Annotated in this window: 11 protein-coding genes; 5 read left to right on the forward strand and 6 right to left on the reverse strand. The window is 44.2% G+C overall.

What is annotated here, in order from left to right; translation table 11 throughout:
* The first annotated feature begins 121 nt into the window (after positions 1–121).
* From Q0230_RS13995 to Q0230_RS14010, 4 genes are all read left to right on the forward strand, one after another.
* Positions 122–1,231: an ABC transporter substrate-binding protein gene (locus Q0230_RS13995; protein WP_298610782.1), complete on the forward strand. Its 1,110-nt coding sequence runs from the start codon at positions 122–124 to the stop codon at positions 1,229–1,231.
* A gap of 105 nt (positions 1,232–1,336) precedes the next feature.
* Complete coding sequence (locus Q0230_RS14000) at positions 1,337–2,236, forward strand: ABC transporter permease subunit (protein WP_298610783.1); 900 nt, start codon at positions 1,337–1,339, stop codon at positions 2,234–2,236.
* Positions 2,233–3,036 (forward strand): ABC transporter permease, encoded by an 804-nt coding sequence (locus Q0230_RS14005; protein WP_298610784.1) that lies wholly within the window; start codon positions 2,233–2,235, stop codon positions 3,034–3,036. Before Q0230_RS14000 ends, Q0230_RS14005 begins: the two co-directional genes overlap by 4 nt.
* 11 nt (positions 3,037–3,047) lie before the next feature.
* Positions 3,048–4,109 carry an ABC transporter ATP-binding protein gene (locus Q0230_RS14010; RefSeq protein ID WP_298610785.1) on the forward strand — a complete coding sequence of 354 codons (1,062 nt, stop codon included), beginning with the start codon at positions 3,048–3,050 and terminating at the stop codon, positions 4,107–4,109.
* 1 nt (position 4,110) lies between these two features.
* Here the strand turns inward: Q0230_RS14010 and Q0230_RS14015 are convergent, their stop codons facing one another.
* The 5 genes from Q0230_RS14015 to Q0230_RS14035 all read right to left on the reverse strand — a co-directional run bounded on the left by Q0230_RS14015 (position 4,111) and on the right by Q0230_RS14035 (position 8,856).
* Positions 4,111–4,824, reverse strand: coding sequence for a hypothetical protein (locus tag Q0230_RS14015; protein ID WP_298610786.1), 714 nt, complete (start codon positions 4,822–4,824; stop codon positions 4,111–4,113).
* Positions 4,825–4,931: 107 nt separating this feature from the next.
* Positions 4,932–5,120 carry a hypothetical protein gene (locus tag Q0230_RS14020; RefSeq protein WP_298610787.1) on the reverse strand — a complete coding sequence of 63 codons (189 nt, stop codon included), beginning with the start codon at positions 5,118–5,120 and terminating at the stop codon, positions 4,932–4,934.
* Positions 5,095–6,030 (reverse strand): hypothetical protein, encoded by a 936-nt coding sequence (locus Q0230_RS14025; RefSeq protein ID WP_298610788.1) that lies wholly within the window; start codon positions 6,028–6,030, stop codon positions 5,095–5,097. Before Q0230_RS14025 ends, Q0230_RS14020 begins: the two co-directional genes overlap by 26 nt.
* Positions 6,031–6,203: 173 nt before the next feature.
* Positions 6,204–7,400, reverse strand: coding sequence for an RtcB family protein (locus tag Q0230_RS14030; RefSeq protein ID WP_298610789.1), 1,197 nt, complete (start codon positions 7,398–7,400; stop codon positions 6,204–6,206).
* 289 nt (positions 7,401–7,689) lie between these two features.
* Complete coding sequence (locus Q0230_RS14035) at positions 7,690–8,856, reverse strand: nucleotide sugar dehydrogenase (protein ID WP_298610790.1); 1,167 nt, start codon at positions 8,854–8,856, stop codon at positions 7,690–7,692.
* Between the two features lie 222 nt (positions 8,857–9,078).
* On the opposite strand from Q0230_RS14035, the gene Q0230_RS14040 reads away from it, so the two are divergent.
* Complete coding sequence (locus tag Q0230_RS14040) at positions 9,079–9,798, forward strand: DUF6174 domain-containing protein (RefSeq protein WP_298610791.1); 720 nt, start codon at positions 9,079–9,081, stop codon at positions 9,796–9,798.
* A gap of 30 nt (positions 9,799–9,828) precedes the next feature.
* Here Q0230_RS14040 and Q0230_RS14045 read toward each other — a convergent pair whose 3' ends face one another.
* Positions 9,829–13,809: a HEAT repeat domain-containing protein gene (locus tag Q0230_RS14045; protein ID WP_298610792.1), complete on the reverse strand. Its 3,981-nt coding sequence runs from the start codon at positions 13,807–13,809 to the stop codon at positions 9,829–9,831.
* Positions 13,810–13,851: the final 42 nt, after the last annotated feature.

The following is a 13,851-nucleotide window of genomic DNA, read 5'->3' on the forward strand; positions in this document are numbered from 1 at the left end:
ACAGTTTCCAGTTGGCAAGTGCTAAACCTCTGACGTATATTCAATTAATTGGCTTGTCACAAACCATTGCTAGCATTTAGCTCCATATACATAACTACCTCAATGATGGGAGAGACTGACTATGATGAAATCAAATCTACGTGTTGCCCTGTTGCCTGTTGCGATTGCAAGCGCTTTGTTTGCTAGCACAGCATCGGCTGAAGATTTAGCCGCGATTGAAAAAGCAGCTAAAGCAGAGGGGATGTTGACGACGATCGCTTTGCCGCATGATTGGTGCGGTTATGGTGGGATTATTGAAAGCTTCCAGAAAAAGTATCCGGATATAAAAATTAATGAGCTAAACCCTGATGCAGGTTCAGCCGATGAGGTTGAAGCCATTCGTGCTAATAAGGATAACAAAGGTCCTCAAGCGCCTGATGTGATTGATGTTGGCTTCTCCTTCGGCCCAGCGGCTAAGAAAGAAGGTTTGTTACAACCCTATAAAGTTTCTAACTGGGATTCGATCCCCGAGAATGTAAAAGACCCAGAAGGTTATTTCTATGGTGACTACTATGGGGTGCTTTCTTTTGCGGTCAATAAAGATTTAGTGAAAACTGCGCCTGAAGATTGGGCTGATTTACTAAAACCTGAATATGCCAATAGTGTGGCCTTAGCAGGTGACCCTCGCGCTTCCAACCAAGCAATTTTAGCAGTGTATGCAGCAGGTGTATCAGCTGGAGCTACAGGGGCTGAAGCGATTGGCCAAGCAGGTTTAGATTATTTCGCCAAAATGAATAAAGCGGGTAATTTTGTTCCCACCATCGGTAAGGCCGGGACGATTGCTCAAGGGGCTACTCCTATCGTTATTATGTGGGATTACAATGGTTTGTCAGCGCGTGAAACCTTGAAAGGTAACCCGCCGGTCGATGTCGTGGTACCAAAAACTGGGGTGGTAGCTGGTGTCTATGTACAAGGCATTAGTGCGTATGCTCCGCATCCCAATGCAGCGAAGTTGTGGATGGAGCATCTCTATTCTGATGAAGGCCAATTGGGTTGGTTGAAAGGTTACTGCCATCCAATTCGTTTCAATAGTATGGCTGCAGAGAAGAAGATTCCAAAAGAATTATTAGATGCACTACCACCGGCTGCGGCGTATGAAAAAGCGGTATTCCCAACGGTTGAAGACCAAGATGCTTCTAAAGCAGTGGTAACGGCTAAATGGGATGCAGTGGTGGGTGCAAACGTAAAATAAGCGGACAGTTTGAGCTGTACGGCCTCTCAAACTAGTGGGGCTATTGCATGATGCAGGTTAAGTCTAATGACTTAACCTTCGACAGCCTAACTTGAGTCTTAATTTATGTCTGTTATTTCTGAGCCGGTTGATGCCACCGCTACCGTAATCGCTAAACCCCGCCGTTCGATGGCTTGGTTGGGGATTTTACCTTTTTTAATTTTTGCTTTGTTATTTTTGATTCTGCCAACGCTGAATATTGTGATTGGTGCTTTCCAAAATCCTGCTGGCGAATTCACTTTAGCGAATATCCAAAAGCTGTTTCAGCCGTCGATTCTTGCTTCCTATTGGATCAGTATTAAAGTTAGTGTTGCTTCCGCCTTACTGGGTTGTTTGATTGGTTTTGCGATTGCTGCTGCGATTGTTTTGGGTGGGTTACCCGCTTGGATACGTTCCCCCATCATGACTTTTTCGGGGGTCGCTTCGAATTTTGCCGGTGTGCCTTTAGCTTTCGCGTTCTTAGCGACTTTAGGGCGACTTGGTTTAGTCACTGTATTATTGCGCGAATGGTTTGGGATCAATATCTACGCGCACGGTTTCAATATCTTAAGTTTTTGGGGACTAACCCTCACTTATTTATTTTTCCAAATCCCACTGATGATTTTGATTATCACCCCTGCCTTGGATGGCTTGAAGCGTGAATGGCGTGAGGCTGCCGCGATTTTGGGTGCGAATGGTTTTCAATATTGGACGATGGTTGCTTTACCGATTCTTTGGCCTGCTTTATTAGGGACGTTTGCTCTCCTGTTTGCAAATGCCTTTGGTGCAGTAGCAACCGCTTATGCTTTAACGGGTAGTTCCTTATCGATTGTGCCGATTGTGTTATTTGCACAAATTCGAGGCGATGTTCTACAAGACCCTCATCTAGGCTATGCCTTAGCCTTTGGCATGATAGTGGTGACGATTATTGCCAATACAATTTACCTGTGGATGCGAGCGCGTAGCGAAAAGTGGGTGAAATCATGAACTTTTGGCGGTCAAATCGGTTTTGGGCATGGATCGCTCTCAGCTTCGGGATTTTATATTTCGCTTTACCACTGATCGGTACGTTTGAATTTTCACTACGCATGAAGCGGGGCGAATATAGCCTTGAAGCCTATCGAGTTATTTTAGGTGATCCACGCTTTCAAGCTACTTTCCTGTATTCAGTCATGATGGCTTTACTCACGATTGTGGTCGGTGTGCTTTTGGTCGTACCCACTGCTTATTGGGTGCGCTTGAAATTACCGCGTTGGCGGCCAGTGGTGGAGTTCATCACACTCTTGCCTTTGATTATCCCCGCGATTGTCATCGTGTTTGGCTATATCCGTATGTATAACACCTCCTCCGCTTTACCTTTAACCGGATCAGCCTTTGGGACGGATATTTTAATGGTTGCAGGCTATACGGTACTGGCTTTGCCCTATATGTACCGCGCAGTGGATACGGGTTTGCGTACTTTAGACATCACCACTTTAACGGAAGCGGCGGAGAGCTTGGGTGCTAATAAAATCACAATTCTTGCCAAGATTATTCTGCCGAATGTGCTAGTAGCGATTTTGTCAGGTGCGTTCTTGACCTTTGCAATTGTGATTGGTGAGTTTGTGTTTGCAGCACTGCTCAATCGTCCTGCGTTTGGCCCTTTTATGCAGTTGATTGGTGCGAATCGCGCTTACGAACCCGCTGCTTTGGCAGTAATCGCTTTTAGTATTACTTGGTTATGTATGGGCTTGATGCAATTAGTCACCCGTTTACAGCAACATACCCAAGTCAAACAATTTAGATAAGAGCAGTGCTTATGGCTTTCCTTGAAATTAGCAATTTGCAAAAAGACTACGCGGGTAATCGTGTGGTTGAAAACTTCAATCTAGCCGTCGAGCAGGGCGAGTTTATTTCCTTTTTAGGCCCTAGTGGTTGCGGTAAGACTACGGTGCTGCGGATGGTCGCAGGCTTTGAAACACCTAGTGCAGGTAGTATTCGGATTGATGGCAAGGATGTGGTTAATCTCAAACCGAACCAACGCAATATTGGCATGGTGTTCCAAGCTTATGCACTGTTTCCTAATATGACCGTGGCGCAGAACCTAGCCTTTGGTCTAAAAGTGGCGGGTAAATCTAAAGCAGAAATAGAATCCACCGTACAAGAAATGTTAGCACTGATTAAGTTGGAAGAATTAGGGCAGCGTTATCCTTTTCAATTGTCCGGTGGGCAGCAACAACGGGTGGCTTTAGCACGTGCTTTAGCAGTTAAACCTAAGCTTCTGTTATTAGATGAGCCACTCTCTGCTTTGGATGCAAAAATCCGTGTTTCTTTGCGCGAAGAGATTCGCTCAATTCAGCGTAAACTCCAAATCACCACGATTTTCGTGACGCATGATCAAGAAGAAGCTTTATCCATGTCAGACCGCATTGTGGTGATGCACAAGGGCAAAGCGGATCAGTTAGGTACACCTTTTGAAATTTACAACCAGCCAAAAACAAGATTTGTCGCTTCATTTGTGGGTACGATCAATGTTTTAGAAGGAGTCGTTACCAATCCACAGACGGGCAGTTTTAAGCTGAATGGAACGGAGCTGAGCCTTGGGCGAAGCTTATCCAAGCTTAAAATGGGTGATTCAATCGCTTTAGCACTACGCCCAGAAGCAGCGAGTTTAGGGCAAGTTGCACGGAAAGCGGGGCAATTGCAGGGCATTGTGCAGGATGTAAATTTCTTAGGTTCAGTGATTCGGGTGCGAGTAAAAGTGGGAGAGAGTGTACTGTCTTTAGATGGGTTTAATCAGCCTTTGGTAGCTCCACCTAAAGCGGGCGCTCAAGTTATTGTGAGTTTTTCGCCAGAAGAATTGCTGGTGTTAGCAGATTGAATTAGTCAATAGCTAGCCAGTTTGCGAGATAAGTTAAGAAAAAAAGCGCTGTAAAGTTGATTGAAAAAATACCTAATAATACTGCAACTGAATTAAAACCTTGTAGTGTCAGGGCTAAAACCCCAAACAGAAAAGGTAGACTTAAGTATGCCAGTTTTGGTTCTGGGGAGAAGTAAGAATAGCTGGGAAGGGTCAAACCTAAGACCAATACTATTAAAATACAAATAGTTAATTTACCGCACCAACTGCTTTTAAAGATAGATGTCGTTGGCAAAATGGCGTATTCAATCCCCAGATAAAACAGGATAGAGCTAAGCAGGATGGCTAAGACATGAGCAGAGGGTTCAGGTGGCATATAATCTAGAGCCTCTACTTTACCTCTAAGCATGTAAAAGGCTCCATCTACACTCGGATATTCCCAAATCTGCCAGAGGATTAAGCTCAATGCTAGATAGGCAGCAATGAGTAGGTAAACTCCAAATAGCAGTGAGGAATTTCTTAAAATTAGATATAAGCCGCTTAGGCTAATGAGTCCACCAACAACGCCTAAAAAATCTATAAAAAAACCTCCAAGTGCCATTGGGCCACCCATAGACACTGCTAAATTAACTACCGAGGCTGACCAGCCTAAGCCGAGTGCTAAGATAAGGGCTAGTAAAAGCATCAAAGGGTGTTTAGCTAATTTAGGTAGGTGAAGCACTTCAAAGTGAGCCATTTTTGCTCCAGCAATTATTTTTCATGTGTCATGACGATACAGCGAAAAATTGCAGGATTGGTGGAGATGCCGAGGAAAACTAGTGGAATAAGTTGAAGCCTACAATCTTAGGCTGCTAAGTCGGCGGGGCCGTAGTCGGCCCCTGCCTTAGCAACTAATTTGCGTAATTGACGTTTATCCGCTTGGCGTTCAGCCGAACGGGTTTTCTGATGTGCACCGCCTTTACTCATAATCGGGGCACGTGCAACGGGATTGCTGCGGCTGGGTAATTTAAGCCGCTGCTTTTTCTTCGACATCAATGAACTCCTTGTTAGGTAGTTTGTACCAACGCGCACCTTGTTTTTGTTTACGCAAGACTTGCTGAGTGTGGCGTAAGTCTTGCAAAAATTTCGGTATTTCGTCAGTGAGTTTAAAAGCAAACTTCTGTGGTAAGTCGCTATACAACGAGCGTGGTGGCAGGTTGTCGCTAATCCCTTTCATTAGATTGCCGGTTTCAAAACTATTGTAAAAAATTTCCTTAATCCCCAAATCATGGCGAATCAAGCGAATAGCCGCAGCTAAAGCAGCTTCATCCCAGATTTGAGCATACGGTTTCAGCACCCGCTCCCGATACTCAGTAAGTTGCGGATGGTAGCGTTGCAAATAGGCTGACTTCACCCGCCGTATCCAATCGGATTGGGCTTCTTCAATCAGTGCTTGGTTCGCAGCAAAATCCAAATCAATTCGTACCCAAGCTAAAGTTTCATAACGTCCAGTTTTAACTACCGGATGACTCCAGTAGGAAAACTCAGCACAATCGGCCTGTTTAATCCATTGCTGATATTGTTGCTGATGGTCATTAGCAAAATTCAACTGTAGTACCAACTGATAACCTGTACGACTCAATTGCCGATAATGGCGCTGACTATTCCGTTCAGTGCCCCATTGATCCAAAGTCAGTACAAAGTTTAAAGCGGTCTGCTCAGCTTCAATCCAATCTAAATGCTGTGGCTTCAACGCTCCTTTACCAGCTAGTGCTAAAACCGATTTTACCAAAGGCTTGTGCAATAAGTTCGCATAAGGTGATTGGCGTAGTTCTGCAGGCTTCATTCCTGCACCGATATAGTCACGCAAGAGTTGCAGTGCATAAGTATCGCGTGAATAACGGAACAGAGTACGTTCACCTTTTAGACAACTCAAAATTTCTTCAAGTTGAGTTAGCTCCATGAAAATATCCTCGTAATAAGCCAAAAGAACTAGCTTTTGGCGAGTGGTCATCAGATTGGTCAAGCACATCACAAGGATGCACTATCGATTGTTGACTTCGGGGCTGAGCGCCCCGATACGAGGTAAACTTTTGAGTTTTCATGATCAATTCTCCTAAATGAATTAACTGGGGTTTAGCCTTTAATGCAAACGACTTGTTTTAAAGTGTGCACGACTTCGACTAAATCACTTTGGTTTTGCATAACCACATCAATATCTTTGTAAGCGCCAGGAATTTCATCCACCACCCCTTTGTCTTTACGACATTCAATACCAGTGGTTTGTTCGGCTAAATCCCGAGTATTAAAGCGCCGTTTGGCTTCAGTGCGACTCATGCGTCGTCCTGCGCCATGCGAGCAAGAGCAGAAGGATTGGGCATTGCCTAAACCACGCACAATATAAGATTTTGCGCCCATACTGCCCGGGATAATGCCTAATTCACCCTCATAGGCACTAATCGCACCTTTGCGCGTGAGATAGACTTCTGCACCAAAATGCGTTTCTTTTCGTACATAGTTGTGATGGCAATTGATAGCTTCACGGGTAGTAGTGAAAGGTTTGAATTGGCTCTGCAAAGCCTCTAAAACTAAACGCATCATTTCGCGCCGATTGAGCATCGCGTAATCCTGCGCCCAGCTCACCGCTTGTACATAATCATCGAAATGCTGAGCACCTTCGGTAAAATACGCGAGATCTTTGTCGGGTAATTGTCCCAAAGTTTTACCGACATCTTTCTTCGCTTTTTCAATGAAGTAGCGTCCAATCACATTACCAATTCCACGACTACCGGAGTGCAGCATTACCCACACATCGTCCGCTTCATCAAGGCAAAGTTCGATAAAGTGATTACCACCACCCAAGCTACCCAGTTGCTTACCCCAAGTACGCTCAAAATTACGTTGCATTTTGATTAGACCAGGGTGCTTATCAGTAATGACTTTCAGATGCTTACCGATATTATTTAAAGTGGCGCCTTGTACGGTGGCTTGAGCATGTTCTTCAAAACCAACTGGCACTCGTTTTTCAATTGCACTACGTACAGCATGCAGATTATCGGGTAGGTTACTGGCCTTTAAGGACAAGCGAATCGCATTCATCCCACAGCCAATATCCACTCCTACTGCAGCAGGAATAATCGCCCCTTTGCTCGGGATCACCGAGCCAACCGTGGCTCCAATCCCATGATGCACATCAGGCATTGCCGCAATATGGGAGTGAATGAAGGGCAGCTGCGCCATATTGCCGAGCTGATTGATCGAACCTTGATCGATATCTTCAGTAAAAACTTTGACTGGAACTGTGCCCTTATTGAGGACTAACTTAATAGGCATAAATATCCTTTAGCTTAAAACGTCCGGGCATAAAAAAACCCGGAGACTTGCGTCATCCGGGTTTTTGAATACATGCCAACACCATGGTGTCGCACTTGGCCGGATAACCGCTTGAGCAGTCTCCCGGCGAAATGCGGGAGACTAGAATTGCATTGAATTTCCATTGGTGGATTGAACGAGCATGTATTGGGTCTCCATAGTTAGGTTGATAAGGAGTATTAGCGTAGTGGGAGCAGGGCAGTTCTGTCAAGAGCAACTGCCCTACCATTAATCTAAAATTTGGACGGTACTAATCACTACCAAACAGATCGCGTGTATACACTTTAGTCTCTACTTCCTGCAAATCAGGGTGCATCCGATTAGCAATAATTACATCACTTAAAGCTTTGAATTCATTTAAGTCATGAATCACTTTTGAATTAAAAAAGCTAGCTTCATGCAATTCAGGTTCATACAAAACTACTTGAATCCCTTTAGCCTTAATGCGCTTCATAATCCCTTGAATCGAGGAGGCGCGGAAATTGTCTGAGCCAGCTTTCATAATGAGGCGGTATACACCTACCACTTTAGGCTGTTGCTGAATAATGCTATCGGCCACAAAGTCTTTGCGCGTGGAGTTAGAGGCCACGATGGCTTGAATCAAGTTTTGTGGTACTTGGTTGTAATTGGCAAGTAACTGTTTAGTATCTTTCGGTAAACAGTAACCGCCATAGCCGAACGAGGGGTTATTGTAATGTGCACCAATGCGTGGATCTAAACACACCCCTTCAATAATCTGGCGCGTATCTAACCCATGTGTAGCCGCATAAGTATCTAATTCATTGAAATAAGCGACTCGCATGGCTAGATACGTATTGGCAAATAATTTAATCGCTTCCGCTTCAGTAGAGTCAGTGAAAAGCACCGGAATATTCTCTTTGCGCGCGCCTTCTTGTAATAATTTAGCAAATCTTTCAGCACGCTCAGAGCGTTCACCCACCACAATCCGTGAGGGGTAAAGATTGTCATAAAGTGCTTTGCCTTCACGTAAAAACTCGGGGGAGAAGATGAGATTGGGGCTACCCGTTTCTTGCCGTAAGCGCTCTGTATAACCAACAGGAATAGTCGATTTGATCACCATCACCGCAGTGGGATTCAACGCCATTACATCTTTAACCACTGCTTCAACTGAGCGGGTGTTGAAGTAGTTAGTTTGAGTATCGTAATCCGTGGGCGTCGCGATAATCACAAAATCTGCATTCAGATAAGCCTCTTCCTTATTCAAGGTGGCACGAAAGTTTAAGTCAGAGCGTTTTAAAAAAGCTTCGACTTCGGTATCAATGATCGGCGCTTGACCTTGATTTAATAAGGCAACTTTTTCAGGGACGATATCCAGAGCGATGACTTCGTGATGTTGAGCTAAGAGTAGGGCATTCGATAAACCTACATAACCAGTGCCAGCAACTGCAATTTTCATGATTTGACCTTAAGGATTCGCTGTTATTTTGTGTTGAGAGTATATACCGACTGGCTCAGACAAGCTTAGTTTTGCTGCATTGCGGTAGTGGTTTTGTTCCTCATCGGGTGTTATTAGGTTTATATTATTTTAACAAGAGAATGCAGCAGATAGGAGACTCTGTGGTCAAAGGGTTATCAAGCTAAAGCTGACATTGTATTAACAACTAAGAGGATAAGTTTTATGAAAGTATTGCTATTGCCCACGCTCTTATTAGCCAGTTTAGTGGCTTGTACCACAGCCTCTGAATCTGTCCAAGCTCCTAAAGCCAAACCGAGTGTTGAGCAGTCTACCTGGACTGTTTTAAATATTACCGGCACCACCCAGCAACCTGATCCTGTTGAGACTAAAATTCGTGAATTAGAGGTAGCTGGACAACTCAAAGTCCTAAAAGTGATGGAATCCTTCCCTGCGCAATACGAAATCAAAGGCTCACAGCCAGCTTTAAGTGCTGTACAGGAAGCTGCAAATTCTATCCAAACGCCAAAGAAAGATTTGAAAGCTTTAGCCGCTTTAGATGCAGCTGAAGCGCTTTGGAAACAGAAGCGCCCCGAGCATTATGCTTATCAATTACAGCCTAGTTGTTTCTGCCCGCCGGAATATACCCAACCGATTGCGATTCGGGTGTTTAAAGGGGTAGTGCAGCAAGCTGATTTAGTCAGTTCGAACAAGCCATTACCTGCCGACCGTAAAGCAGATGCTAAAACGGTCGACGATTTATTTAAAGTGATTCGTGATGCTATCAATCGACCCGCTGCTAGTGTCAAGGTGACTTACGATCCAAGTTATGGTTTTCCTAGCTCGATTAGCATTGATTTGGATCAGCGGATGGCGGATGAGGAAATCTATTACACCGCGAAAGATTTTAAAGTCGCCAGTGGTTTAAAGCCTACTCAGTCTTAAACTCAGCAGGCTTGAAGTTAGCGCAAGATTTTATAACTTGCGCTTCAATTGATATTTCGCTGCAAACTCTTGATCAATGCTTTGATAGTGTTTGATTAGAGTTAAAGTCCAGTCTAAACGCTGAACCACTGGATCAGTGGTTTGCGTTTTAGTCTGAGTTTGCCAAGTTTTTAAGGCTTGGATTTGCTCTGGATCAGTCGTTAGTTCTAAACGCAGCAAACCTTGATTAAGCGCCATATAGCTCGCTTGTTGAAAGAGTGGCTCAGTCGTATGTTTAGTCCGTTCTTGAGCTAAAGCTTGTAGGTCTTTAGCGCTAGCGTATTTGCCTAAGCTAAAACTAGCACCTAAGCGCACATCCGCTAAATCATGATTCAAGGCAGTGAGCGCTTGTTCAAAGCCCATTTGTGCCAAAACATAGCCATAGTAGATTGCCAAATAAGCATGTTTAGGTTTAGCGGCTTCAAAGCTGGTTTGCCATTGTTTATACGCAGTGAGATCGCTTAAATCGGCAGGTTGTTGGTCACGTAGTTTGCGCCATTGCCGATATTCCTCCTCTAAGCGTTCTAAATTGCGGGTAACTAAAGTTAAGGCCTCAGTGGCTTTTAGTTCAGCTAACAGCTTATAAGCTGAAGCTTGTAGGGGGCTTTGGTCATCTTGAGCCAATGCTAACAAGGTAGCAATTGCTTTAGGGCGTGGGCTAGTTGCAACATAGCGACTTAAGCCATTGGCTAGACTTATAGAAGGAATATCTTTGGTTTTCAACCAAGGCAATAAATCCTCACCTTCTAAGATTTTTAAAAGGGTATCAATGCTTTGCTTGCGAATAGGCTTGGCAGAGTCTTTAGTGAGCGGCACTAAAGCTTGACCGATGGCTTGGTTTTGCTTGGCAGCTTGCATAGCAGCCAGTGCTTGTATCCGAATACTCGTACTCATACTGGTATCTACAGCAAGCCGCAGTAAAGCAGGGTTACGATTGTCATCACTCAGATTCAAGGCTGTTAGCAAGGCTTGGCGTTGTGCATAACTACCTAACACAAGGCTATTCAAATTAGGGTCTATCCCAGGGGTAGACGCATGTATAGGTAGATAGGTAGGTATGGATGACTCTGTACTAAAGCCGCTGAGCAATTCAGGGTTAGTAGCAGTCATGAAGGATGAGACTGCTAAACTCTTGGCATTATCTATTGGTTGGATATTCCCTAAAGTAATGGTGACTTGAATAGCTAGGCTAGTTCCGGTTGATAGTGTTTTCAAATAAGCGCTTAGTCGAGGAATAATGCTGGGATCTTCTAAATTTTCTAAAGCATTCAAAGAGACATCTTTAAGCGTTCTATCAGTATAAGGATCCTCAATTAGCTTCAATAACAGCGGGACGGCTTGATTGGCAGACAATAAACCTAAAGCCATAGCGCAACTACTGCGTACATCGCTGCGTTCCTCAGAGTCTTGTAGATGACTGAGTAGCAGATCAATACTAGCCATGTCATTTAAAGATTTAAGCCCTTCAATCGCACCAGTACGTGCTTCAGTACGCTCAGTTTGATCATTCAGTACGGCGCGAAAAACAGGGATAGCCTCAGTAGCACCTAAGTTGCCTAAAGCGTAGGCAGTCATCTGGCGGATTTCCTCGCGTTCATTTGGGTCTTGGAAGCGCGCAATTAACAATGGAGCTGCCTTAAGTGAGTTGCTGTTGCCTAAGTAATTAATCAGCAGCATCCGTGTTTCCAAAGGCTGATTCCGGGCAGTGATTAGTTCTGCCGCTACCGATAAGGCTTGGTCAAAATCAATCTGGAATAAGCTTTTCAGAGCTACTTGACGAATACTAGGGGTCTTATCTAGCAAGAGCTTGCTGAGAGCACTAGCGAAATTAGCATCTTTAGTTTGGCCGATTAAGATAGCTGCTACTTCTCGAACTTGCGGGTTCTCATCACTGAGAGCTGCTAATAAACGGGGTTTCAGCTGCATTGCTTGGATCACATTGGTGAGGATGGCATTCATTTCTGGATTACCATTTTCCACCAACATATTTACTATTTCGGTAGGGCGCGCAGGTGCTTCGACCTGACTTTGTTCAGGGTTAAGTGCCCAATTTATAATAGCTTCTGAGTAACGTGGATCAAAAAAGTCAAATACTCTTTGCACAAACCCTTGATTAAGTAGTTCCTCAGACGTGTACTGCAAGGGTTGAGTATAAAAAGGGCCAGTCGTGGGAACTGGCATGCCATTTGGGTTGTTTTCAAACAGCTTTGTAATCGTGTTTGTTTGTTCAAAAGACCAAGCAGTTTTCATGTTACCCAATTGCTGCAACATAACCTGCATCATCCCATCCATTTCTAGATTAGTGCCAAAAGTGGGGGCTTTAGAGTCAGTCGCTTGGGAGTTAGCCTGTGCAGGATGTAGGCGTGTCGTAGGTAGTTTGCAACCAGGTACAGGTTTTTCTACAGGGAAAACTTGGGTGAGTAAATCAGAAAACTGGCAGAATTCACCATTGCCAATATAAGTATTAATACGACTTTGAAGCGGTTGACTGGCAATTAAATCACGCACAACTAGTGGATAATCAGGAATATCCCGCTTAGGGTAGCGCTTATCTAATTCCAACTGGCTACGTTCGACGCCTGTTTCACTCAGATAATGTTGCTGGCCAAAGGGGTCAGGAAATTTGCTAGAGCCTGTATAAATTTCCACTCGGTCATTAGTGCTATTACCTAAACGCAAATGCTTGCTAGTGGCTTGTAAATAGCCGACTACTCCAAAGTAAATCGCTGCTAAAGCTGCTAAGGAAGCAGCAGTAGCTAGTAGTGTGCGCCGTACCCGCATATGGTTTTTCCAAGCGGTATTCCAAGCTTCAATCCCGCCGGAAAACATATCGTGATAAAGTTCATACCACACCTGTTGATCGCGTTGTTGGCGACGTAGAATACGAGCTTTTTCAAGCTTATCCATCACATTCGCCAGCTCCGAAGGCTTAAGATTGACTAGTTCTGCTAAGTCTTCGGGGGTATGCGCCATCTTAGTGCCACGGCGACTAATCAAATGATCGAAGGCTTTGGAGGTGACTTGTTTTTCGCTATCTGAAAAGCTTTTTAGGACATAATTGACATAGTTTTCTAATAAACCTTTCGCCCCACCGGCTTTGCGGTAAGTGGCTAAACGTAAGGTTTTAGCTGAATCATTTTTATCTAATTCCCATAGTTGTGAGCACACGATCTGCAAATAGGGTGGTTCCACACTATCCGCTTGGGTGCCTTTAGCCAAGCTCGAAGCATCGCGAGTTAGATCACGACTTAATAAATCTTTCAGGAGTTCATCTAATAATCCTGGTTCGTAGTGATACTCTGCTTGAATTAATGGTTCAGTGATCGCAGCTTTAGCGGCCTCAATGCCTAATTTTTCTAAGCGATAGTAATTGCTAAATAAAGGGTTAGGTAAATGCGGCTTGAAAGCATTTAACTCTAAAGCAAAGTCTTCACGCATGGAAAAGACCAAAGAGATATTCAACTCAGGCGCTAAAATTACTTCAGCTAATTGATCAATGAAAGGCTGAAAGTCAGCTGCATGATGAATAAAACGATACCGGAAAAATTCTTCAAATTGATCCAAAATGAGCACTAAAGGCTGGCTAGTGTTAGGGGTAATCAGGCGAAAAAAGGCTTCTAAACTAAGGTTTTGTGGGTCAGCTGGGATATTGCCATAATGTTTAGCCAAAGCTTGGCGCACAGCTTGTTGGATGCCTTTAATCGGTGGCGCAACCCAGTCATTATAATAAATTACATCGAGGTTCAAACCGTCTTTAGCGCTCAATTGCGGCAGAATCGAGGCTTGTAATAAAGAGCTTTTACCGACGCCGGTTGCGGCAAATAATAAAGTTAAACGCTGGTTGAGAATTTTAGTGAGTAAAGCTTGGGTGTCTGCATCGCGCCCATAGAATTTAGTTTGTTCAGTGGGTTGATAAGGGCGCAGACCCGGATAAGGGTTGCTAGGGTTAGTTACTGAGGCAGTTGTTAGCATTAGAATAGCTTCCTTGTTATAAACTTGATCAAGCATAGACCA

Source organism: uncultured Thiothrix sp. (assembly GCF_937876535.1).
GTDB lineage: Bacteria > Pseudomonadota > Gammaproteobacteria > Thiotrichales > Thiotrichaceae > Thiolinea.

Coding starts and splice junctions, on each gene's coding strand:
- Q0230_RS14040 (WP_298610791.1), top strand. CDS start 9,079: ATGAAAGTATTGCTATTGCCCACGCTCTTATTAGCCAGTTTAGTGGCT.
- Q0230_RS14015 (WP_298610786.1), bottom strand. CDS start 4,824: ATGGCTCACTTTGAAGTGCTTCACCTACCTAAATTAGCTAAACACCCT.
- Q0230_RS14035 (WP_298610790.1), bottom strand. CDS start 8,856: ATGAAAATTGCAGTTGCTGGCACTGGTTATGTAGGTTTATCGAATGCC.
- Q0230_RS14010 (WP_298610785.1), top strand. CDS start 3,048: ATGGCTTTCCTTGAAATTAGCAATTTGCAAAAAGACTACGCGGGTAAT.
- Q0230_RS14045 (WP_298610792.1), bottom strand. CDS start 13,809: ATGCTAACAACTGCCTCAGTAACTAACCCTAGCAACCCTTATCCGGGT.
- Q0230_RS14020 (WP_298610787.1), bottom strand. CDS start 5,120: ATGTCGAAGAAAAAGCAGCGGCTTAAATTACCCAGCCGCAGCAATCCC.
- Q0230_RS14025 (WP_298610788.1), bottom strand. CDS start 6,030: ATGGAGCTAACTCAACTTGAAGAAATTTTGAGTTGTCTAAAAGGTGAA.
- Q0230_RS14000 (WP_298610783.1), top strand. CDS start 1,337: ATGTCTGTTATTTCTGAGCCGGTTGATGCCACCGCTACCGTAATCGCT.
- Q0230_RS13995 (WP_298610782.1), top strand. CDS start 122: ATGATGAAATCAAATCTACGTGTTGCCCTGTTGCCTGTTGCGATTGCA.
- Q0230_RS14005 (WP_298610784.1), top strand. CDS start 2,233: ATGAACTTTTGGCGGTCAAATCGGTTTTGGGCATGGATCGCTCTCAGC.
- Q0230_RS14030 (WP_298610789.1), bottom strand. CDS start 7,400: ATGCCTATTAAGTTAGTCCTCAATAAGGGCACAGTTCCAGTCAAAGTT.